Annotated in this window: 21 protein-coding genes; 5 read left to right on the top strand and 16 right to left on the bottom strand. The window is 50.8% G+C overall.

Annotated features, from left to right (window positions below; all coding sequences use genetic code 11):
- The first annotated feature begins 65 nt into the window (after positions 1–65).
- The 4 genes from HPS53_RS01460 to HPS53_RS01475 all read left to right on the top strand — a co-directional run bounded on the left by HPS53_RS01460 (position 66) and on the right by HPS53_RS01475 (position 3,218).
- Positions 66–1,805, top strand: coding sequence for a ParB/RepB/Spo0J family partition protein (locus HPS53_RS01460; protein ID WP_162496190.1), 1,740 nt, complete (start codon positions 66–68; stop codon positions 1,803–1,805).
- A 443-nt stretch (positions 1,806–2,248) separates the two neighbouring features.
- Positions 2,249–2,524: a hypothetical protein gene (locus tag HPS53_RS01465; protein WP_005944231.1), complete on the top strand. Its 276-nt coding sequence runs from the start codon at positions 2,249–2,251 to the stop codon at positions 2,522–2,524.
- A 7-nt stretch (positions 2,525–2,531) separates the two neighbouring features.
- A complete protein-coding gene (locus HPS53_RS01470) occupies positions 2,532–2,804 on the top strand; it encodes a hypothetical protein (protein ID WP_107031725.1) in 273 nt (90 codons plus the stop codon).
- Between the two features lie 33 nt (positions 2,805–2,837).
- A complete protein-coding gene (locus HPS53_RS01475; protein WP_004320499.1) occupies positions 2,838–3,218 on the top strand; it encodes a hypothetical protein in 381 nt (126 codons plus the stop codon).
- A 102-nt stretch (positions 3,219–3,320) separates the two neighbouring features.
- Here HPS53_RS01475 and HPS53_RS12485 read toward each other — a convergent pair whose 3' ends face one another.
- Entirely contained in the window at positions 3,321–3,728 is a 408-nt protein-coding gene (locus HPS53_RS12485; protein ID WP_244964576.1) for a Fic family protein, read from the bottom strand.
- Positions 3,729–3,876: 148 nt separating this feature from the next.
- Between HPS53_RS12485 and HPS53_RS01485 the strand changes: the two genes are divergently transcribed.
- On the top strand, positions 3,877–5,091 hold the full coding sequence (locus HPS53_RS01485) for a PDDEXK nuclease domain-containing protein (RefSeq protein ID WP_107031779.1): 1,215 nt from the start codon (positions 3,877–3,879) through the stop codon (positions 5,089–5,091).
- A 107-nt stretch (positions 5,092–5,198) separates the two neighbouring features.
- On the opposite strand, the gene HPS53_RS01490 is transcribed toward HPS53_RS01485, so the two are convergent.
- From HPS53_RS01490 to HPS53_RS01560, 15 genes are read right to left on the bottom strand one after another with little or no spacing between them, the layout of a single operon-like run.
- Complete coding sequence (locus tag HPS53_RS01490; protein WP_107031726.1) at positions 5,199–7,385, bottom strand: type IV secretory system conjugative DNA transfer family protein; 2,187 nt, start codon at positions 7,383–7,385, stop codon at positions 5,199–5,201.
- Positions 7,386–7,413: 28 nt separating this feature from the next.
- Positions 7,414–8,070, bottom strand: a complete 657-nt coding sequence (locus tag HPS53_RS01495; protein WP_004320488.1) for a hypothetical protein — start codon at positions 8,068–8,070, stop codon at positions 7,414–7,416.
- A gap of 25 nt (positions 8,071–8,095) precedes the next feature.
- Positions 8,096–8,608 carry a hypothetical protein gene (locus HPS53_RS01500; protein ID WP_107031727.1) on the bottom strand — a complete coding sequence of 171 codons (513 nt, stop codon included), beginning with the start codon at positions 8,606–8,608 and terminating at the stop codon, positions 8,096–8,098.
- Complete coding sequence (gene traN, locus HPS53_RS01505; RefSeq protein ID WP_107031728.1) at positions 8,605–9,456, bottom strand: conjugative transposon protein TraN; 852 nt, start codon at positions 9,454–9,456, stop codon at positions 8,605–8,607. Before traN ends, HPS53_RS01500 begins: the two co-directional genes overlap by 4 nt.
- A gap of 37 nt (positions 9,457–9,493) precedes the next feature.
- Positions 9,494–10,279 (bottom strand): site-specific DNA-methyltransferase, encoded by a 786-nt coding sequence (locus HPS53_RS01510; RefSeq protein ID WP_107031729.1) that lies wholly within the window; start codon positions 10,277–10,279, stop codon positions 9,494–9,496.
- An 11-nt stretch (positions 10,280–10,290) separates the two neighbouring features.
- Entirely contained in the window at positions 10,291–11,442 is a 1,152-nt protein-coding gene (gene traM / locus HPS53_RS01515; RefSeq protein WP_005680011.1) for a conjugative transposon protein TraM, read from the bottom strand.
- Between the two features lie 7 nt (positions 11,443–11,449).
- Positions 11,450–11,932, bottom strand: coding sequence for a DNA N-6-adenine-methyltransferase (locus tag HPS53_RS01520; RefSeq protein WP_008669741.1), 483 nt, complete (start codon positions 11,930–11,932; stop codon positions 11,450–11,452).
- Positions 11,933–11,942: 10 nt separating this feature from the next.
- Positions 11,943–12,323, bottom strand: coding sequence for a hypothetical protein (locus HPS53_RS01525; protein WP_004301338.1), 381 nt, complete (start codon positions 12,321–12,323; stop codon positions 11,943–11,945).
- A gap of 12 nt (positions 12,324–12,335) precedes the next feature.
- Positions 12,336–12,950 carry a conjugative transposon protein TraK gene (gene traK, locus HPS53_RS01530; protein ID WP_107031730.1) on the bottom strand — a complete coding sequence of 205 codons (615 nt, stop codon included), beginning with the start codon at positions 12,948–12,950 and terminating at the stop codon, positions 12,336–12,338.
- A 3-nt stretch (positions 12,951–12,953) separates the two neighbouring features.
- Positions 12,954–13,349, bottom strand: coding sequence for a hypothetical protein (locus HPS53_RS01535; RefSeq protein ID WP_107031731.1), 396 nt, complete (start codon positions 13,347–13,349; stop codon positions 12,954–12,956).
- Positions 13,350–13,390: 41 nt separating this feature from the next.
- Positions 13,391–14,524 (bottom strand): membrane protein, encoded by a 1,134-nt coding sequence (locus HPS53_RS01540; RefSeq protein ID WP_008645383.1) that lies wholly within the window; start codon positions 14,522–14,524, stop codon positions 13,391–13,393.
- A 12-nt stretch (positions 14,525–14,536) separates the two neighbouring features.
- The gene (locus HPS53_RS01545; RefSeq protein ID WP_107031732.1) at positions 14,537–15,304 is read right to left on the bottom strand and encodes a DUF5045 domain-containing protein; all 768 of its coding nucleotides are present in this window, start codon (positions 15,302–15,304) and stop codon (positions 14,537–14,539) included.
- Positions 15,305–15,322: 18 nt separating this feature from the next.
- Complete coding sequence (locus HPS53_RS01550) at positions 15,323–16,048, bottom strand: hypothetical protein (protein WP_107031733.1); 726 nt, start codon at positions 16,046–16,048, stop codon at positions 15,323–15,325.
- Positions 16,045–18,591 carry a hypothetical protein gene (locus HPS53_RS01555; protein WP_107031734.1) on the bottom strand — a complete coding sequence of 849 codons (2,547 nt, stop codon included), beginning with the start codon at positions 18,589–18,591 and terminating at the stop codon, positions 16,045–16,047. Before HPS53_RS01555 ends, HPS53_RS01550 begins: the two co-directional genes overlap by 4 nt.
- A gap of 11 nt (positions 18,592–18,602) precedes the next feature.
- Positions 18,603–21,311, bottom strand: a complete 2,709-nt coding sequence (locus HPS53_RS01560) for a conjugal transfer protein TraG (RefSeq protein WP_107031735.1) — start codon at positions 21,309–21,311, stop codon at positions 18,603–18,605.
- Positions 21,312–21,397 lie beyond the last annotated feature (86 nt).

Raw genomic sequence — 21,397 nt, forward strand, 5'->3', positions numbered from 1 at the left:
GAAAAAAGAACCGAAAAGAGGGATAAAAAAGAAAATCAATTCAATGACAATTAAATTTTATGATTATGGCAACAACAGCAGTTCAAGCAGTAGAGAAGAACATCACATCGGTAGCATTGGCAGACATTCAGCCGAGCAATTACAACCCTCGTAAGAATTTTGACGAGACAAGCCTTGCGGAGCTTGCCGAGAGCATCCGTCGGCAGGGAGTGCTTCAGCCTATCGGAGTGCGCCCCATTGAGGACAACCGCTTCGAGATTGTATTTGGAGAACGGAGATACCGAGCCTCCCTCATGGCTGAATTGACGGAAATTCCGGCTATCGTCATGGAAATTTCAGACGAGACAGCCGAGGAAATGGCGATTACCGAGAACCTGCAACGCAAGGATGTTACACCCATTGAGGAAGCAAATGCTTATCAAAAGCTCATAGACAGCGGTCGCCACGATGTGCAATCCTTGACCGTGCAGTTCGGCAAGACCGAGGCATATATTCGTACACGCCTCAAATTCGTGTCCTTAATACCTGAAATCGCCTTGTTGTTGGAGCAGGACGAGCTTACAATCAGTGTGGCAACGGAAATCTGCCGTTATGGGGAAGATATACAGCACGACATCTACGACAAGCATTTGAGAGAGGGTTTGACGTTTAATAGTTGGCGAGGAATGAAAGCCTCCGAGGTAGCAAAAAACATCGAACGAAGCTATACGACTGACCTCAATCGTTATTCGTTTGACAAGACCCTATGCCTTTCGTGTCCCCACAACACCAATAACATGATGTTATTCTGCGAGGGAGGTTGCGGTAATTGTGCCAACCGTTCCTGCCTTGATGAAATGCAAACGTCATATCTTATGGAGAAAGCCGTACAAATCATGGGACAGCGACCTCTCGCTTTACTTTGCCGAGGATCTTACGGTAGCAATGAAAAAGTAGTTGAATGCCTTGTCGCATCGGGTTTTGAGGTCGAAAACCTATCAATGCGTCCTAACGACTATCCCGAAGAACCCGAAGCTCCCCAAGTAGAGGATTACGAAAATACCGAGGAATATGCGGAAGCATATAAAGAGTATGAAAAAGAGCTGTCGGATTATAACGAAGAATGCGAGGAAGTGAACCGCAGGGGCGAAGCAGGAGAAATCACGTTGTATGTGACGATTGAGCGCAACGATGTATCGCTATGTTATGTAGAAAATACCGAAATGCAAACGGAGGCAGGAGAGACCCAAGAAACGGTTGTTTCCCCGATTGAGAAATTGGAGAAGCAGGACAAGCGCAACAAGGAGATTGCCCTTGAAAAGACCGTAGAAGACACCAAAAAGCAGATTCTGGAAGTTGATATGACGGAAACCAAATTTGGTGCGGACGAGGATAAGATGATTTATTTCTTCATGCTGTCCTCACTCCGAAAAGAACATTTCGAGGCGGTAGGCATTGAGGATAAAGGCTCCTATTACTACCTTACGAACGAGGACAAAATGCGCATCATCGAGAACCTTACCGCCAAGCAGAAAGCCGTTATCCGCAGGGACTTCTTGATAGCCAACTTCAAGGACGCATTTGGTAGCAACGCCATCGCCACCCTTTTGCTTGATTTTGCCAAAAAACATATGCCCGACCGATTGGCAGACATCCAAAACGGATATAACGAGATTTACGAGAAGCGACACCATCGTATTGAGGAAAAGAAAGCCGTTTTGCTCGTGCAGGAACAAGCCAAACAGGAGGAAGCGGAACAGCCCGAAGAACCGCAACCCGAAGCGGAGACACAGACCGAACCGCAAACGGAAGAAATAGCTGCTTGACAAATGTTATCATAACGGATAGGGGGACGGAGAAATCCGCCCTCTATTTATTTTTGTATGCCCTCGGATAAAGAAGCCCCAAATACCTCTTTTAACTTTCTGACGAACCCGTCACCACCCGCCCGTTCTCCATTCATAGCTTCCGTTCCATTTCTTTTTTACCATTTTCAACTTCCCTTTTATAGCGTTTCCCCGGCTTCATTCCCTGTCAGCCCCGGTTTGGTTTTATCAGATGCAAAGGTCGGCCGTCGCGCTTGATCCGGCGGCTTGAAATGTATTTCCTGCAAATTCTTCCTTTCCCTGAAAGAGTAATTGGCAGGAAAAGCCTTCCGTATGAAGCTGTACCGACAGCCGTGTACCGCATCCATAAAATCCCAAAGCGGTTCCGACAGAAAGGAATCGAACGAAGGGAAAATAAAAACAAATCATTAAAATTTAAGATTATGGACAACATCAAGGAAAGCAAGGAGTACCAACTCGCCAAAGACTGGGAAAGAGCAGTGAACGATTACGGCTTCAATCCCAAACGGTTTGCAGCCGCTATCCCCGAAATGCACCCCACGCTGCAGCAAAGCCTTTACAGGTTGGTAAAGGAGTGTATCGTGGTCATGGCAGACGAGACACGCAACTACGACGACCGCAACCGTGCATCGCACGAGGAAGCGAAGTGCATCATGGAATACCTCAAGGCTCACGGAAAACACATCCCATTAAGATAACAGATGTATGAAAACGAAAGAATTACAATTTGACGGCAATACCTACATCTGCCGTATCGTGAAATCCAACGAAGGTGAAGAACTCATTATCGGTTCTACCGCTCTGCTCGATGCACTTCATCCGGGCAGTTTCGAGGACGAGAACGAAGGCTTTGCAAGTAAGGAAGCCGAACAAATATATGACGAGGTTTTCTTTTTCGCCGATACGAAGACCCTCAAATTACCGGACGGCGAACTCATCACGGAATTAAAAGAGGATAACCCCGAATGGTTCAACTAACATAAATCAATAATCATATTAAAAATCAAAGTTATGGATAAAGAGTATGTAATGCACATCGCACAGACCATCAAAGAACAATTACTGTCATTTACCCCCATACCCGTCTTTATGTCGTGGGGAGTCAGCGAATTTGTCGCTACGGTATTCCAAGAATTACCGGCACTGCGGCTGAAAGTAAACGGACGGTTACACGCCGGATATGTCGTTATCGCTCTCAACGGCTCTGATTACTACGAGGTCTATCTACTGAAAGAAGATGATAGCAATGCAAAGTGTGTCAATGAAGAAGTCTGCTTCGACGAACTGGGCGATGTTATCGACCGGGCTATCGAAAGCGGTACAGACAAGGAGGAATACGATAAATTCTGCGACCGGCAACTTGCCGAACTTTTAAGCGGTACACGAGCTTAAATAAGCGAACTACCATATAAATAACACTGCCCCCATTTTCACGCGGGCAGTGTTATTTGTATGAGGTTGGATGCGTCCAAGCCGCAATATCCTATTATAAACTTACTTTTGAAATTCTTGTTCCACTTTTACCGTTACATACATCTGGTTACGGCTTGTGGGATTGTCCGGCTCCGTCATTTCCAATACCCCTGCACCAATCATCGGATTGATATAGACCTCCATAAGATTTTCCCTATCTTTCAATCCTAAATGTTGCAAAATATCAGATAGGGATTGCGGCTCAACACAGAACTCCAAGATTTGCTCTTTTCTCAAATCCTGCTTGCGAGGTTTTCTTGTCGGGTTTTCTTGTCGGGTTTTCATCCCTAACTGCAAGGTCAGCACAACATAGTCCGGACGTGTTTCCTCGGCTACAGTAGGAAGCGGCCAACCCAAAGACTGCCAACCGCTCACAATCTTATCCACACCGCTACCGGCTTTCTCGGCACGCCCCAGACACATGAACATCTAAGTGAGTAGATTGGCAGCAAAGCGAGTGCAGGAAACCGGAACGCTAAAAATACCGAATAAGACCCACACGGCACTATAATATGTTGGCATTCTGCCCTGTATATCCCGTATTTTTCGTACCTTTGCGGCACAAAAACGTATGTATATGGAACAACAAGTTATCCCATCGGATTATACACAATATGCAGAGGCAGTAGAGATAATCAAACATGCCATCGAACGCTGCCGGTATAGAAGTGCGGCTGCGGTCAACAAAGAAACTCTCTCGTTGTATTTTGGAGTGGGGAAATTCGTGTCTGAAAATTCCCGCATCGGCTGTTGGGGTACTAAAGCATTGCCTACCATATCAAAGCTCCTTCAACGGGAGTTGCCCGGTCTGCACGGCTTTTCTGAATCGGGGTTGAAACGGATGCGCTCATTCTATGAGGAATGGAGGACGTTTTTAATTCGTCCAACAGTGTTGGGCGAATTGGAAAACCATTCGTCGGAAAAGGGTACGGCTTTAATTCATCCAACAGCGTTGGGCGAATTGGATATTGACGAGCATCTACTGCTGCAACTTATCGGGCAACCGGTCAATACCGAATTTACCTGGGACGATTTTGTCAAGATTAGCTTTTCACATCATATTGAAATCCTGACTCGTTCAAAAGACATCGCAGAACGATTGTTCTATATCCATTGTGCCGCTCAAAATGCGTGGTCGCTATCCTCTCTCAAAAATTACTTGAAAGAAGACATCTATTCAAATCGCGGATCTTTGCCGAGCAACTTCCTTCAAGTGCTGCCCGAAGCCATTTATGCCGTAAAAGCGACATTGGCGTTCAAGGATGAGTATATGCTCGAAATGGTTAATCTGGAGAATGTGGGAGAACGCGAACAGGACTGGAACGAAAAGGTCATCGAAAACCAAATCGTAACCAATATCAAGCAGTTCATTCTCCGTTTTGGAAACGACTTCACTTTTATCGACAGTCAGCATCGCCTGATAGTTGCCGGAGAAGAAATGTTTGCTGACCTTGTATTCTTCAACAGAGAACTGAATGCCAGCGTAATCGTGGAATTGAAACGGGGCAAGTTCCGCCCGAATTATCTCGGACAGCTTAGCGGTTATCTGACTGTATATGATATGACCGACAAGAAACCGCACGAGAACCCTTCAATCGGTATTGTCCTATGTCAGGATGCCAACCGCCAGTTTGTCGAAATCATGGTGCGCGACTATGATAAGCCTATGGGCGTGGCGACATACCGCACAGCCCAAGAAATGCCGGAAAATTTGCGCAAGACTCTACCGGACATCGACAAATTACAAAATCTGCTGTCGGAAAACGATTCCAAATCGGAAACTATCAGATAATTCATTTACGTCCGTAAAACCGGCTTTATGCCCACAAGATTTTGGGTAACTGAAATTGAATATAAAAATCCCTGCAATAATTTCGTGGTTATTGCAGGGATTTTGACTTATTTCGCCCCACGCTTGTTCAGTACATCCGCTATCATGTCTTTTACATCCTGTCCGACTTGTATGAAATTTTTATACAAGATGCGTTCCCGTTCCTCCCTCGACTTGAAAGTGTAGAACTTCGGTAGCGGTACATAGGCCGCTTCCTCCGCTTTTATCTCCCTCATATCGAAATCCGTCTTGCAGAAGAACTTTGTAGTCTTGAACTCTTCCGACTCCTGAATGTTCATCGAGCCTCCCGTACCGGTTTTCGTCTTCACGAAATCACGTGCCGTCTGTCCGCAAATCCATCCCGTCGCCATATCCGAAATTTTCGAGGCGGGTACAAGACTGTCCATGTTCTCATTGAGATTGATACTCGTTTTGTCCCGGTCGATCGTCACGCCCTTTTTGACCTGTACCACCTTGCCGAAAATGTCATTCGACAACCATTCCAGTGTCTCTTTTGCGCGAGCTGAACCGCTTACCACGTTGCCCACTGTCGTGATGATTTTTTGCATTCCCACTTTTCCGTAGTCAGCCTCCAACTGCGGCAACTCCTGAAAACCCAGCGTTACGCTTACCTTGTTGCTTCTCGCCGTACCTATCAGTCGGTCTATCTTGTGGAAATACAGTGTCGGTAGCTCATCCACGATGATGCTGACCGGAATATTTTTCCCCTGCCCGGTGTTCACACGGGTAACGAGACGGTTCAATATCAGAGCGTTCAACGCTCCGATGATACTTTCCATTTCCGGATCGTTGGCTATCAGCAGATAACTGGGTGACTTGGGGTCACTAACTTTCAGGTCGAAATCGTCCCCATCCTTGTGGAATATCCAGTAAGATTCCTTTGTAGCCAAACGGCTGGTATAGACACGCAGCGTACCTATCATACCTTCCAACTGTTCCATCGCCTTGTTTTTGAAGGCCGTCTGGAACGGGCCGAGCAACGGCGCGACCTCGTTGTCCGTCTCAAGTACCTCAAAAATAGTCTGGTAGCTCTCATTGAGAAATGAAAGGATATGCGGCATATCCGAGTATTTTCCAAGCCAATAGGCAGGTTCCACGATGCTGCCACCCTCACGGTCACGAACGACACCCGTCGGCTTCCAGAACTTCGTCTGCGGATCTTGCCGTTTCTCCGCATACAGTTTCTTTCCGTTTGCATCGTAGGGTTCCCGCTCGTAGTTCACGAAAAAGTAGATACAGGCGGCAAGAAAGTTCACGGCAGAAGTCTGAAAGAACTGGTCACTGCCTCCGCCTCCCTCTTTCTTGCCTTTCTGCAGGGATTCCAACAGGGTTTCCGCCGTTTCGCTCGCCGCCGCAAGATTATTGATGTACTTTGCCTGAATGGGGTTCACCCGTTTGCTGTACTCCACATCCACGAAGTTGATGATGTTGAACTTGCATCCTTTTGGCACTTTGCCGAGCTTCTGGTTTTTCTTGTAATGATAGTAAAGTTTAGTGGCAAGTGTCGGAAATTTGTAGTCATAGACCACCATCGCAAAGCCCTTGGCACTATGTTGGCGGATGAACGGTTCTATGATACTGAACGTCTTACCGCTACCTGGAGTTCCAACCACCCATGTTCCTCTGAAACAGTTGCTTATCGACACCCATCCCTTGCGAAATTTACCTTTGTAATAGTACCGCATCGGTATATTCACGCTATACTGGTTCTCAACCTTCTCTTCGCTCTGCTCGAAACTTTCATTCTCGAAGTTAAACCGGTCTTTACCCAGTCCCTCCTTGATGAACTTCGAGATGTTATCCAATGCGATATGCACCAATATCACACCGACCAGCGTAGCCGCCATATAGAAGATGATGTTCAGCGGCAAGGTGTAGAGCCTCGTTTCCATCGTATGATGGTACAGCCACACGGAGAACACAATCAAGAACAATCCGCAGATAAGTGGATATAACACTTGCCTGCGTGCGTCAAACTCCAAGTGTTTTTTGTTGCGTGTGCCGATACAAGTGATGCAGATGAGTAGGAAGGTCGCTATCTTACTATACACGAGGTTGCCGTCGTTATAGATCATCCATCGCTTGATGCGCCCGTGTATATCAATCAATATGCCGCCCCAGTGGTCGAGCATGGCAGGGTCTATGGCATACTCGAAGAACTCCATCAGCACGGAGATATAGATGACTGCACGGAATATCTTGTAAAATCCTTGTAGTTCCTTGCTTTCTTCCATTGTCTTTGTCCTTTCCCTCTTTTCGTTCCTACCTGTTCAGTGTGATAATCGGCCGCACCTTGTGCGCCTGTGTCTTCGGGGTCTCCTGCATCGCACCGCTTCCTGTCGAGTAAAGCCACGCTTTCGCCGTTTCCTGTCCGGTTACCTCCGTCGATGTCCAGTACCAGCAGTCGTTTTCATCCAACGGCAGCGGATGGCCGCCACACCGTTCGATGACAGGATTGACGGTTTCCCGGACGGCATACAGCAGCCGCATCTGTGCCACCGACGGGATATAGGCACTCTGTCCGTACCGCCACAGGTCAAAGACCGCTTCCGCCATAGGCGAAGCCGTCTCCCGTGTGTCGTACAGTGCAAAGGTGTTCATGTTCCCGTCCAAAGCCTCGATGTCGGCCGACGTCCCTTGTGCGACACCGAGGCTGTCGGCAAAAGCTGCCGGAGCAATGTCCCACAGGTAAACCGCATAGCCGTTCCCTTCCGTACCTTCACGGTGTTCGGTATCGAAGACAACCGCTATTGCCCGTTTTCCCGACTGTTCATACTGTACGTAGGATAAAGCCGTACCGTCCTCGCAGAGAATATGTCCCGGACGTACCGCCGTATCAGGTACGTCGATATGGGCGTCACAGGCAGCGCACAATACCGCCGTCACTGCCATTGCAAACCATTGAATCTTTCGTATCATGTTATTTTCGTTTTTTGTTTTTCCTTTATTTTATCGGCAGTTTCACCCCCAGCACGATACCTGTCCGCAGCAAATCCGCCCCTTTTATCATCATGTCACTCTTTACCTGCCAGAACAGTGTGCATCCCGACCGCAGCACATAATTGTGTTCGTAACCCACATGGATTCCGGCAAGAAACTTGTTCGTGTCGCTTCCTGCCGAAGCTCCGATACGCAAGTTGCCGTAATGGTTGCGTCCACGCACCACACAAGGTTTGTACGCCACACCGAAACCGTAAGTGCGATAGTTGCGCCAGAAGGATTCCGGGCAGACATGGCCGCACGAGCCGCATTCCGCCCATTTCAGGTAGCCGTTGGCAAAGAACTCCCACGCATGGCGGTAGTTCATTTCATGCTCGTAAGCAAGCGTTACGTCCATGCCGTTCTCATACAGCAACCCCACGCCAAGCGAGAGGCGGCCGCTGTTGCGCTGCGCACTTGCATTCATGAAGACGCACATGCAGGCAAGCATCAGTATTATCGTCTTTTTCATCGTCATTCCTCCTCCAATAAAGCGGTGTTAAATGAATCGGCCGACAGCACATCCTCGTAGTCAATGTTCAGGCTGATATTGCGCCCGCTGATTTGTTGTTCCGTCATTTCGATGGTCAGCAGCTTGTCGTTCGGAAAGGTCATCTTTTTCACGACAATCACGTTCCGGTAGCCGTGCTTGAACGTCTTGCCGTGTTCCAATACCAGGGCAGGCGTCAGTTCGATGGTCTGCGCGTTGGTTGCCTTCGAAAGTTTCTTGTCCGACAGTTTCACCCGTATCTCGTCAATGTCGAAACGGATGTTCGTTTTGTTCTCGATGGAAAAGTCGATGAAGAAATAGTCGCCCACCGAGTAAATATTGTTTAGGCGCATTTCCATTCGGTGCGCCTTGGTCGCCACGTTGCGGATTTTCGCGGGCGAGTTCCACACCCGTCTTGCAAAACGCACCATGTCGGCTGTGGACATCGAGACCGTAGGATTGTTGTAGGCATCCCGTTCCTGTAGCTGAATTTCCTTGTCTGCCACCGCCTCGCTTATCCGCGTGGTGTAGATGAGTGCATACTGCGTGCGATAGCGTTCCGTTACGATGGTGACGATGGCCAGCACTTCACCGTCCTCGTGTCCCGTCTCTTTGGGCTTCAACCGGATGATGTTCTCAATGGGTTGGTCGCCCGCCACCTTGTCTGTGGAAATATCCACGAAGCGGACCGGTTCCGTGGCTGTGATGACGGTCGTTACCTGTTCATTGACAGTCAGCCGTTCCATCTCTTCGTATGTACGCTGAGCCTGTGCGTTACGTGTGGCAAAAAGTCCTGCCGCCAGAAGAAATGCAGTTACAATTATTTTCTTGTTCATATCGTTTCTGTTGATATTGTTTATTTCTTTATTTCCCTTATTTCGCTTTCTTTAATCCATGACCACGTTCCAGTTCCTCCCGAATCCGTCGTCCTGCAATTTCGCAATACGTCGGTTCAATCTCGAATCCGATGTAATGCCGCCCCGTACGGATGGCGGCAATGGCGGTCGTACCCGAACCGATGCAGTTGTCCAGCACCACATTGCCCTCGTTGGTATAGGTACGTATCAGGTACTCTATCAAGGCTACCGGCTTCTGTGTCGGATGATAGAATGCTCCTGTCTTGTGTTCCTTGGGTATGGAAATGACAGAGGTCGGGTACTTGTCTTCGGCAACACGCACCGGAGCCAGTTTCATTTCACCGTAACAGCGGTTCGTGAAACCGTCCGTCTTGCGGCGTCCATGATTCCTCCGTTCCAGTGGACACGGCGTCATTTGAGGATGATATACCGGCTGACGGTCGTAGAACACGATGATGTCCTCATGCTGGCGTAGCGGCATCCGGTTGGCATTCAGGTGACCCGTTACCCGGTCTTTCCGCCACACGAGGTTATACCGCCACATCCGGGGTTGCGAGAGCATGAGTTGCGCCGAGAAAATGCCCTGCGCAAAGAGGATAACGGGGCTTCCCGGCTTGGTGATCCTGCGGTACTGTTTCCACAACGCTTCGAGCGGTATCTGCCTGTCCCAGTGTGCCGCCTTGTTGCTACGGTTCAACACGCCGTAAGGCAAATCCGCTATCACGGCATCGACACTGCCGTTCGCCATGAGCTTCATACCCTCGATACAGTCCATATTATATATGTTGTCAATCTCTATCATGGCTTCCGTTTTTACTGTTTCTCACGTCCGTTCACCAGATAGACGAAAGTGCCGTATTTCAGCTTTACCTTATTTTTTTTGATAGCTTTGCCGATGGCATTGCTCGTTTTCTGATAGGCATTCGTAGCGGCTTGCATTCCCCATTGCGAGAGACTGTTGCCGTAACTGCCGGTATTCATGTTCAGATTCCCCGACACCGCACCGCTTGCCACATCCTTGCTCGTTTCCCGGAACTGGCTGTTCGGTACATAAAGTCCTTCCATGCCGTCCGTGTCGTAAAGGGACAGGCTGACCTTCACCAGTTCGTCCTCGATGAGAATGCTGGTGATGTTCCCCTTCACACGCCCCGACGAGAAGCCGCTCATGGTGGCATACAGATACGACCCTCGTTTGACCACGCACTCGTTGATCTCCACGTCGTCGAGCAGACGCAACCGCACACGCGAGCCGTCCACCGCCTTGATGTCCTCGTCGATAATGGCCTTTATCAGTTTCGGTTCACGGGCATTGACCGCAAGCGTATTGAAGTAATCCGAAGCCGTCTTTACCTTGCGTACCACTTCGCTGGGCGGTTCGTTCTCTGACGGCGCTTTTACCGAACGGCTCTCTTCCTCTATTTTTCCCTTGACCTCTATGGTTGCCGTCGGGGGTTGCGCCGATGCGGTACTGTCCGTATCGGTCGCTGGTAATACCTCATTGCGTCCTCTCAACCTTGCTTCGGCAAGGGCTTTCTCCAGTTCCGCGAGAGCTTCTTGCTCGCGTGTCTTGGCATCGGCAATTTGCGCTGCCGCAGCCTTTTCCTGCTGTTGCTCATCGAGCAAGGCGATGTCGTCCACCGTGTATTGCGATTCATATTCTTCCTTGTTGTCATCGGGTTCATCTCGTTCTATGTTATCCACTGCGGAGTAATCCTGTATCTTACCCCATGATTTGGCCATGTTCTCGTACTTGCTGCCTATGCCGTCACCGCCTTTAAGCCGGGCATCCGGCAAATCGGGGTTCAAAAACTCCGTTGTCTGCAGCGTCTTGTCCGGAATCTCCGCCGTTTCGGTATGAAACAGGTCGAAGATGAAGTACGATGCAACCAGAAGCGGGATATACAGGACAGCCGGAAGCATATACTTCGGCTCCCTGAAATTGATTTTATCAAATATCTTCATCATACATCTTTTAATTGAGTTGTACATACTTGCCTTCAATGCTGCAGTTTTTCAGCACTTCTGCGTTTTCCACTCCGAATGCGATCAGGATGCTGCCGCAACCGGGAGAATCGCCGCGTGTTCCGTCCGGGCGGTAAAACCGGATGCGGTGGCGCAGGAATTTCATGCCCGTCGCTTTCTCGAAAATGACGTCCTGAAACATTTTGGAATCGCAACGGTTGAACAACAGCGCGATGCCGTTGCCGTGTTCCGCCAGCTTTCGGACAAACTGTTCGATAAGGGGACGCGAGTACGGAGGATTGAGCCATACACGCCCTTCCCATTTCAGGGACAATCCGTCCATGTTCCGGTCATACATGACTTCGGCGGTCGGCCACAACGGACGGACAGGGGCGCAAGGGTCAAGGTCGAACCTGCCTAACGCTTTCAACACCTCCTTCGGGGTGTACCATTCGTCCGACGAGCGGACTGATTTTTCAAATCGTGTATTCATAAGCACTCCTTTATTGCGGTTCATATTTCTTGTTCTCGTTCCGATTTTCCCTTATTTCACCCCCTTGCAGCCTCTTGTGTCTTTCCCGTAGCACCGAATCCTGCATTTCCGTCGCCGTGCGTGTCGGCCGGCTGTTGCGGTATGCCATTGTAATGCGATAGATGTTCCAAGTGAACCCTCCGATAGCGAAACCAAAGACGATGACCAGAAAAAGTATCCGGTGTGCGTTGGCGAATCCCTGCACCTTGGCGGCAGCCTTGTCAATGCGTGTCGCTTGGGCGAACTTTCGTCCGGCGGACACCTCCCGCTCGTAACGGTCTTTGTATTTCGGATCGTTCTTGTCCGGCATCTTTTCACCGAAGAGCATCCGCCTGAATCCCTTGATATTCATAAACTCCATTGTTTAGTAGTTGATCTTCGTTTTCTGTTCGATGTCCTTGTTCAGCAGGGTTCGCCAGTTCACGATAAGCAATCCGTGCGGGTTGTTTTCTGTTCGGGGCACACGCTTGAGTTGCCCCGCCGTGACCAGTTCCCGCATGAGGATGTTGCTCCGCCGCTCAATGCGTTGCCGTCCGTAGTAAGTGAACTCCATCTTCTCCTTGTTGAAAGCCACGCTGTCGCAATAGATGGAGAACACCGAACTCGTACCCAAAATGTTGGAGTAGAAACCCTTTTCCTTGAGCGTGTTGTATTGTGCCAACCCCGTCTCATCCACCAGATACATCGCTTTTTCCATCGTATAGCGGATGTATTTGTCATCCGGCGGTAACGTGAAAAAATAATGGTGGAACATTTCCACATGGCTTTTGGCTTCCACGTCAAGCGTTTCGTCTATTGTCGTGCGGTTCACGAGGATAGGCACGTTGCCGTCCAGCACATACACCTTCTTCTGCGCATCCGAGACCATCGTCCGGGCTGTCCAGATACTTGACAAGCTGATGATGACACATCCCACGAGAAAAGCGGTACAGATGATGCCCACCAGTCTTATTTTGTTTTCCAAATTCTTGATGACCATCGGTTATTCCCTTTTACCGTTCAACATCTGTACATATTCCGTGTGCAGCATGGGTATGACCGCATCCAGAAGTTCCGTCAAAAGATTCTCGAACTCCGCCGAGAATATCTCCACGTAATAGCCCTGCATCTCCACGTGGACAAGCACCCACCAGATTCCTCTTTTGCGCTTACCTGCGTTCCGCTGCAGCAGGGCAAGACGCAGCTTGTACGTCAGGTACGTCACCAAGGGGGCGATGTACCGGTCGTCGTACTCGAAGGCTTCGTCCAGTTCTTCATACTGCGGGTCGATGCGGTGGTTTTCCGCCACCTCGCAAACCTCTTTTCTCGCTCGTTCCTGCGCAAAGGACATGAATTTCTCATCCTTGCACCAACTTTTGATTTTCTCTTGCAATTTCATGTTATTATGATTTTTATTGGGTTTATATTATCTTTTGCGGATTATCTCATGATGCCGCCCAACCCTCCGGTTGCCGTCATCTTCGCCTGCTGTGCCACGCCCTCGCCGAAGTTTCGGGTAGAGAATGCCGTGTCGCCCTCCGGTATCATCCATGCCGCCAAGTCCGGAACAAGGTTCAGGCACTTGAGGGCTACAATCGAAGCCGCCATCAGGTAGCCTGCCGAGAAGAACGAGTTTTGCAGGTAGGCAGCCATCGTCTGCTCGCTGGCGGTTATCGCCGTCAGGTTCTCGATTTGGATGCACAATACAATGTCAAAGAGCAGCAGCACATAGAAGCCCACGAAGTAGAGCATCGCCCCGTAGAAATGCACCGTCAGATAGCGTGTCAGCCACTTCGCCCAAGCACCTTCCCATTTCGGCAGGATGCTGAACGCCCACTGTATCGGTCCGAAAATCGTCAGCATTCCCAACAGGATTTGTTGGCAGTAAATCGTTGCCCACCAACCGATTCGGAACACCACGAGGGCAATCAACATGATGATTTTGTCTATCCCCACGATGACTCCTGCCGTCAAAGACGTGAACCACAACTTCGCCGCATCCTTTTCCATGCTCGTCACTTCGTCCACGCCGGTCTGCTCCATTGTCGCCTCTATCAGATTGGGATCGGATGTGCCCGTGTGGGCGACATCCGCCTGCGCCTGCAGGTTCGTGTACATCGTGTCACGCACATGGATGAGCTGTTGAACTTCCTCGAACCTGTCCGATATCTGTGAAGCTTCAGCTTCGTACAAGTCATGGGTGTACGACCCGATGCAATTCGGGATGTAGGACAGAAAGTCCAGAAAACACCAGTTGTTCCGGCTCCCCGCCATACCCGTGTCCGCAGGCGGATACCACCAGCAGATGATAATCGACACGGCAAGCGGCCTAAACAGCTTCATAACGTCCAACGGCTCGTGCTTTACCATCATCTTGTAGGCGATACCTGCCGCCATGACGATGGAGAACAGTGCCGCGAGTGCCATGCACATCTGCAATATCCACCAAAAAGGACCCTGCGCACCGGTAAAAGTCGCGTCCGTCAGAAACTCGTTGGTCTGAAAGATGACATCATCTATTTCCTCCTCCAACAGGTTGATGCCGAAATCCGAAAGTATATCTCCGTTTGCCATAGCCCTGTCTTTTTATTTCCCTCTGTTTACACTCTCGTTGTCATCTTCGCCGTTTCCGTTGCCGCCCGATTGCGAGCCACACACCGCAAGGCGTGATTCCTGCCACCGGCTCATGGCATTGCGGACAATGCCGCCCTTATGCAGGGTACGGTTGTCCGTTGCGTTCAGCAGTGTGCTTGTTGCCGTTGCGTTCTGACGCTTGGCGAGGTAGCTCACTAAAATCTCGTTCTGCCGTGCCACATCCTCGTAGATGCGCAGATACTCCTTCTTTCGCTGGGCGTTTGGCATATAGGCGTCTTTCGTGGCGTTGATGGCGCACTGATAGACGTGGTAGTATTCCGTCCACCGTTCCTTGTCGGCCGGAGTACCGCCGGACAGGAGAATACGGTCGATGTTGCGCCGGAACCGTTCCATCTGTCTGCTGACCTTATCGCCCTCGGCAAGCCACGCGATGTCCACCTGCCGGTCGGCAACGTTCAACGCCTCGACCTTCGCCCGCTTGACCAAAGCCGAATCAATGGCTTCCGCTTCGTCCACCTGGTTGTAGAGATTGATACCGGCAAGTGTGCGGAACGAGAGCTTGTTTTTGGCCGCCGCCGACTTCTTGTATTTGTTGTGCAGCACGGAATAATAGAGGTCGGGCGAGAGTGCGCCCGTACCGGTTTCCATGACCGTTACCTGATTCTGTTTCGGCGAATCATGGTTGTACGTTACATACTGTGCGTGTACGGCTGTCGTTACGGTGACCGCCACTGCCATGAGTAATAGTTTTCTGTTCATATTCTTCTCTTTTTGTCGTTAATAATCCAGTCTTCCGGCTCCGCGCCAACGCCCGAAGGCGTCATCGAGAATCTCCCGCATGGTGCGGGAGCGATATACCTTTGCTTTCCAATAGCCGATGCGCACTTGAATGTACCGCCATGTCTCGAAATAGGCCCGGTTCAGATGCCGCTCGATGTTGTCCAATGAGCGGTTGATGGCCTCCAACACCATCAGCAGGTCGGAGGTCGAGCAGGCGGCCGCTCCGGTGGCATACAGCACGAGGTCGCTCACGGACTTGTAGAGCTGTTCCCCCTCACGGGCAATCGCCCTCAGCCCCCTCGCATTGATGGAGATAATCAGGGTATCTGCGGATTCGATGCGTCCACGTTTCAAGATCTTCGCATTGAAATCCTCCAACAACGATTTATAGTCGCCGATACGGTCGCTGACCGATGTATAGGTATTCTTGACGTTCAGCACCGTGCGCAACGACTGGTACATGACGTCGATGGCATCGAACGCACGGGTGTATTTGTCAAGGTCAATATTCAACTCTTTATAGTCCCCAACTTCTTTACAGCTGTACTCGTGCAACAGCTTGTTGCTGTACTCCAAGGTGCTACGAGCCAACAGCAGGCTGCGCTGCTTCTTGTGGTCGTTGATGTAGGCTTCGACGGAGACTATATCGAAAGTCCACTGCGCCTTGGCGATACCGGGCAGCAGGGCGAACAGCACGACGGCAATCTGTATGGTACGTTTCATGGCCGTACCTCCTTTCTGCTATTCCTGCTGTTGCCGCTCCGAAGCGTCCGTGCATTCTCCACCCAGCGGTCATGGCATTCCTCCACGAGTGTCAGCCTACGGCCTTCGTCCGTGTCCAGTCCGGGCAGCACATCCTTCATCACGTCAAGGATGCTCCGCTTGTAGTGCATCATCTTTTCCAGCGATACCAAGTCGGCATATATCTTGGTGATTCTGCTGTCCACCTCTCGCGCTATCTCAAGGCGGTCGCTTGACCACAGCAGATGGTACACGTCGCCTGATGGTGTTTCTTCCGTCGGTGCGCTGCGGGCGTATTCCGTCGTGATTTTACAGGACGGATGTTCACGGGCGATTTCGGCTATCCGGTCGTTTACCAGTTTAGCCTTTTCCGCATCCGAAAGTCCCGGATCAAGGGTCAGCACGTCAGCGACGTGTGTGTCCGTATATTCCGAAGTGAGTTCCCACTTGATTTGGATAATGGTACGGTGTATTTTTATGCCGAGAAAATATTTCGGCTTGCGGGCAATGGAGACCGTAGCCCTGAATGTGATGATACCGTTGATATTCGGCATGGTCGCCTTGCGTACATACGAGTAGCCGTTCCATGCTCCGCCGTCCTGCCAAGTAAGACCGTATGCCGCCTTGCAGTCCTGCATGATGGCAGGGATGCGGTAATAGTCATCCGTCGCCACGCTGTTGTCGTCTGCGGCATCCGACTTTGCTTGGGCATAGTCGGACTGTTTCTTCTTCCACTCCGCGAGTTCGCCTTTCAGACGGTCTATCCGTGTCTTGTTCGCGTTGTACTGCTGCCGGTACGTCGTCGCATCCTCAATGCTCGCCGTACTGATTTTCTTCAGCAGGACAGCGTTCTCGTTTTCCAATGCCCCGATTTGCGCTTCAATATTGGCCGCTTGGCTGTTCGCCTCGTTCAATAGCGCGTCCAGTTCCGAAAGGTCGAGGTCGTTTTCCGTCACCGAGGTCTGCATGGCGCACTCCTTGGTGTGGGCATTCAACGAGCTGCCGCACTTGCGGCACTTGTACTGTGTCGAGCCTTGTCCGAGCGTAACCCCGTCGGAACAGGTCACGCTGATGGTCACGCTCTCGCATCCCTTCAATTTGGCTGCGTCCGTTGCTTGGTAATAGTTTCGCGCACCGGAAGATATATAATAGGTGTAGCCGTCCTCGTTCTCGTTGAACTCCGCAAGCCGGACATTCAGTTGCGCCCGAAACGTGTTCAAGTCCATCGAGTAGGAATCGAAGACTTCCTCATAGACGACCTCTTCTTTGTTCCAGTTTTTGCTCACATGGATTTCGTATGCGTATGCCTTTTTGGTCTGCTTGTTTTTCTTGCTGATGATATAGGCACTCATCCAATAGTTGATGCTGTAGCTGAACCCGTCGTTCTGGTTGTTCAACTGCTGCACGCGGTTTCTTGACCAACCGGCATATCCTTCCGAGTTGGCAAGTACCTGTTCCCGTTGCGAGGCATCAGGATAGAAATTCGGGTCGCTCGTGTTGAACCGCACCCATGCGCCCCCGTTCAGGATGCTGTTGTCGTCCGTCGGAGGATAGTAGTCGCACAGCGATACGCTCCCTTGGTCACGCCGGGCAATGTACCACCGCTGCGTGTAATAGTTCCCCATCGCTTCGTCCAGGTAGTCGGTCATCCATGCCGTGAGGTTGTAGTTGCTGAAGTTGAACAGACCGGCCACGTTGTCCGGACCACCCACCATGTCAATCAGCAAGCCGCCGATGTCATGTTCCGCCTGCTCGAATAGACTCCCGTAGTGTTCATACAGGTTGCCGATTTCTTCAACCTTTCCACCCAGCAGGTCATGGAACGAGCTGCTTTGCAACAGGGCGTCACCAAGATTGGCAATGCCTGCCGTTGCAAGGCCGACCCCCATGTTATAAAGGTTGTCGAGGTCGCTTTTCAGGTTCTCGTGGGTGAAGTTGCCCGGTATGCGGGCGAAGTTGTCCATCATCCGCTGCCAGTCGATGTTTCCCGTTTCGGAGAGTTTCAGCAAGGGGGCAATTTCCGGATTGATTTCGAGAAAGGCGATGTCCGAAAAGGTCAGCGTGCTGTTGGTCACCACGCTCTCGAACTGCATACACAGACTTTTGGTATCATCGCAGACTTTCATCAGGTAACTGCCCCAATAGATAGCCGTTTGCGGCGAATGGAGCATCTGCTTCGCCACCACCCATATCTTGGGCATGATTTTCTCCGCCACCATCCGGTAGATGCGCCGGTAGTAGTAGTTTTCCGTACGGCTGTTCCAGATGCCGAGGTCGCTCAGGGCTTTATGCTCCAAGAACTTGGCCGCGAATATCCCGGCGGTAGCGACCTCCGCTGCCGTGTAGTGCTTGAGGACGTCATCGACCTGCTCCCGGTAGTACCCTTCGGCGACCGCTTCCGTACCGAAGGCGGCCACCATCGCCGCAACGGTACGGGTGTCGTAGTTCACGCTGTAATACTGGGCGTGAACCGTCTGGCAGAGTGTGACCGAGGCGATGGTCAGGATAAGGAGTAGTCGTTTCATGGCTGCAATGTTTATTTGGATTCATGCACGGGACGGAGGTTGAGCACACGCCCCGTCTCGTTTACTTTTTGTGCAAAAGGCAGGGACTTCCCGATACCGCTGGCATCCCAGTCCCGGCAATATGCCTCGATAGCTTCCTGATGGCTGCACCGAAGTTCCTTCTTGTAAAGCTTCAGTGCCTCCTTTTCCGCCCGTTCGGTCGTGTAGGTCATGTAGCACTCGTGCGGCTCTTCCACGCCGTACACGCCGCTGGTCGTCCCCCGACGGATAAACACTTCGCGGAAGAAGCTGCGCCCATCCTTGTTCTCCAAGCGGTTGATGGTAAATATCTTCTTGCAATCCACCTCGGTCAGACCAAGAATCTTTCGGATTTCGTCAAAGCGTTCCTTGAACTTGCTCTGGTCAAGCAGCATCACCACGTCCGAGTTGTTGATGATGGCCTCCTTCACGATTTCGCTGCCGATGATGTCCTGTATCTCCTGCGTCACCACGCCGACAGAAGCCCAAAACTTACGGGCGGTCTTGTACATGAACTTGATGTATTCCGCCATGAGCGGGCTGGCAATGGCCTTCCACGCCTCTTCGATGACAAGGACTTTACGGTTCTTCTTGATGCGCATTTTCTGCAGGAACACGTCCATGATAATCAGTGTGACAATGGGAAACAGTTTCTTGTTTTCCTTGATTGCATCCACTTCAAAGACGATGAATGTCTCGTCAAACAGTGCCGAATCCACATTCTCATTGAGAATCTTCTCATACGCGCCTCCCTTGTAGAACGGCTGCAGCATGGTCGAATAGGTCGAGTAGCTGATTGTCGTGATGTCATTTTCGGTGCAGATCTGCTCCAGACGGTCGAATGAGTAGTCAAAGAATGAGTTGAAGTTCAGTTCCGACACTTTGAGAGCCGCCCGCCGTGCCTCAAGCACCTCTATCTGTTTGCGCACCATCTCATCCACCTCTCTGGGTGGTTTGTTTGGGTTCTTTCGGCTGGCCGCCGCAAACAGGTTTTTCAGCAGTACCTCCCGTTGCTCGTCGGTGTATCTTGTAAATCCGTTGAAATAGGCATCATAGTAGTCTATGATTATCTGCTCGACAATGCGGAACTCGATTTCGGGAATCTGGCTGTCCGACCCTTTCCAAATCATCAGGATAAGGTTCTTGAGGAAGTCTATCTTCTCGATATTGTATTCCTCCCGGTTGATGCGAAACGGATTCATCGTAATAGGCCGTTCCTCGGTATAGGAGATATACTTGCCGCCCAGATACTCGCACAGTCCCTCGTATGAGTTCCCCGTATCGACCATCACCACATCCGTTCCCTGCTCATGGAGCTGGCGCACGACCGAGTTCATATGAAAACTCTTGCCGCTGCCCGAAGGCCCCAAACAGAAAAAATTGGAATTATCAGTCAGTTTATTCTTTCCCTCTTTTCCCGTGATGTCGATAGCCACCGGCACGCCCTGACGGTCGGTGTAGTAAATCTTCAGCGGCGTTTCCTCGCTGTGCAGCACACGCTCCTTGTACATCAGGCACATCGCCGCATCGGAAAGGGTCAGGAAACGGTCGTATTCCTCATTGAGCGTGTAGCAGTTGCCCGGAAACGAACCGACGAACAGTTCCAGTTGGTTGTATGCCCGCTTGCTGATATGGATACCCATACGCCCGAAAGCGTTTTCCAAGTGGTTCGTACACTTTTGCAGGTCTGCACCGGCAGACACGGCCACCACCATGTTGAAGTGTGTATATACCAGTTGCTTGCTCTCACGGGCGATGACTTCCTGCACACGCTTGATGTCCTCGACCGCCATCTGGTTGTTCGGATTGGGAATGCTCGCGTGGCGGTTCTTCTTTTTGTCGAGCAGCGACAGCTCACGCTTCTGGTTGGGCAGGAAGATGATTTGGTTATAGACCACTGTCTCGGCGTTCGGGATGCTGTCCACCACCGACACCAAATCGACGGGCATTTCCGTGTTGTTGACCTCGATATTCGTGTACGGACGTATCATCGAGGGCAGTGCGGCGCAGTCCACATCCACAAGGCTGTACACCTTGCAGCGTTTGTCGCCCATCGACACGGTTTCATCGTCCGCCTTGAAGTTCGTCATCGACACGGTGCGGTCTTTGAAGTTCATGGCGAAGTAACGATCGACGTACTCGCTCGCTTCGGCTTTGTTCAGGAATCTGGCCTGTACGCCGCCGTCACGTAACTGGTCGTGCACTTTACGGATTTTCACAAGGAAGTCGCGCCACTTTTTGCTATCGAACGAGAACAGACGGCTTTTCTTCGCCTCTTGCGTGATGGTCAGGTAGCAAAGGCTGTCCGTGTAAGGACGTCCCTTGAAATAACGAAAATAGGATGAAGACAGGAACTCCTGACCGTCAGTCGGTTCGCTCGCAAACTGTTTCCTGACGAAGATGTCCTGCTTGTGGATGGCGTACCCTTCGCCCAACGTCTGCGCAAGGGCGGTGAACAAGTGTGTGAAGTCGTAGTAACTGTCAATGTCCGCCGAATATTTCTGTACCGGATTCTCTATCTTAAGTACGGCGGAATATTCGCCGGTCTTGGTGTACAGCACACCCACACCGTCCGTTTCCTCCGCCGAGAAATAGATGTCCTGAAAGATTCGCTTGCGCTTGCCGCCCGTACCGAACGCATAGACCGACAAGGCCATACCCGCGCACAAAGCGACAAAACATAAAATGATGTATAGGGTCATTTCGATATACGTGTAATTAAATAGGGGCAGGTTCGCCTTGCTTCAAGACAAACCCACCCGCGTTCAACAATCAATAAAGCCATGCA

It is taken from the genome of Prevotella sp. PTAC, assembly GCF_013166535.1.
Classification (GTDB): Bacteria; Bacteroidota; Bacteroidia; order Bacteroidales; family Bacteroidaceae; genus Prevotella.

What these genes read in the sequence shown, in the direction of transcription:
- HPS53_RS01460 (WP_162496190.1), top strand. Translation starts at nt 66, where the DNA reads ATGGCAACAACAGCAGTTCAAGCAGTAGAGAAGAACATCACATCGGTA.
- HPS53_RS01465 (WP_005944231.1), top strand. Translation starts at nt 2,249, where the DNA reads ATGGACAACATCAAGGAAAGCAAGGAGTACCAACTCGCCAAAGACTGG.
- HPS53_RS01470 (WP_107031725.1), top strand. Translation starts at nt 2,532, where the DNA reads ATGAAAACGAAAGAATTACAATTTGACGGCAATACCTACATCTGCCGT.
- HPS53_RS01475 (WP_004320499.1), top strand. Translation starts at nt 2,838, where the DNA reads ATGGATAAAGAGTATGTAATGCACATCGCACAGACCATCAAAGAACAA.
- HPS53_RS12485 (WP_244964576.1), bottom strand. Translation starts at nt 3,728, where the DNA reads ATGTTCATGTGTCTGGGGCGTGCCGAGAAAGCCGGTAGCGGTGTGGAT.
- HPS53_RS01485 (WP_107031779.1), top strand. Translation starts at nt 3,877, where the DNA reads ATGGAACAACAAGTTATCCCATCGGATTATACACAATATGCAGAGGCA.
- HPS53_RS01490 (WP_107031726.1), bottom strand. Translation starts at nt 7,385, where the DNA reads ATGGAAGAAAGCAAGGAACTACAAGGATTTTACAAGATATTCCGTGCA.
- HPS53_RS01495 (WP_004320488.1), bottom strand. Translation starts at nt 8,070, where the DNA reads ATGATACGAAAGATTCAATGGTTTGCAATGGCAGTGACGGCGGTATTG.
- HPS53_RS01500 (WP_107031727.1), bottom strand. Translation starts at nt 8,608, where the DNA reads ATGACGATGAAAAAGACGATAATACTGATGCTTGCCTGCATGTGCGTC.
- traN (WP_107031728.1), bottom strand. Translation starts at nt 9,456, where the DNA reads ATGAACAAGAAAATAATTGTAACTGCATTTCTTCTGGCGGCAGGACTT.
- HPS53_RS01510 (WP_107031729.1), bottom strand. Translation starts at nt 10,279, where the DNA reads ATGATAGAGATTGACAACATATATAATATGGACTGTATCGAGGGTATG.
- traM (WP_005680011.1), bottom strand. Translation starts at nt 11,442, where the DNA reads ATGATGAAGATATTTGATAAAATCAATTTCAGGGAGCCGAAGTATATG.
- HPS53_RS01520 (WP_008669741.1), bottom strand. Translation starts at nt 11,932, where the DNA reads ATGAATACACGATTTGAAAAATCAGTCCGCTCGTCGGACGAATGGTAC.
- HPS53_RS01525 (WP_004301338.1), bottom strand. Translation starts at nt 12,323, where the DNA reads ATGAATATCAAGGGATTCAGGCGGATGCTCTTCGGTGAAAAGATGCCG.
- traK (WP_107031730.1), bottom strand. Translation starts at nt 12,950, where the DNA reads ATGGTCATCAAGAATTTGGAAAACAAAATAAGACTGGTGGGCATCATC.
- HPS53_RS01535 (WP_107031731.1), bottom strand. Translation starts at nt 13,349, where the DNA reads ATGAAATTGCAAGAGAAAATCAAAAGTTGGTGCAAGGATGAGAAATTC.
- HPS53_RS01540 (WP_008645383.1), bottom strand. Translation starts at nt 14,524, where the DNA reads ATGGCAAACGGAGATATACTTTCGGATTTCGGCATCAACCTGTTGGAG.
- HPS53_RS01545 (WP_107031732.1), bottom strand. Translation starts at nt 15,304, where the DNA reads ATGAACAGAAAACTATTACTCATGGCAGTGGCGGTCACCGTAACGACA.
- HPS53_RS01550 (WP_107031733.1), bottom strand. Translation starts at nt 16,048, where the DNA reads ATGAAACGTACCATACAGATTGCCGTCGTGCTGTTCGCCCTGCTGCCC.
- HPS53_RS01555 (WP_107031734.1), bottom strand. Translation starts at nt 18,591, where the DNA reads ATGAAACGACTACTCCTTATCCTGACCATCGCCTCGGTCACACTCTGC.
- HPS53_RS01560 (WP_107031735.1), bottom strand. Translation starts at nt 21,311, where the DNA reads ATGACCCTATACATCATTTTATGTTTTGTCGCTTTGTGCGCGGGTATG.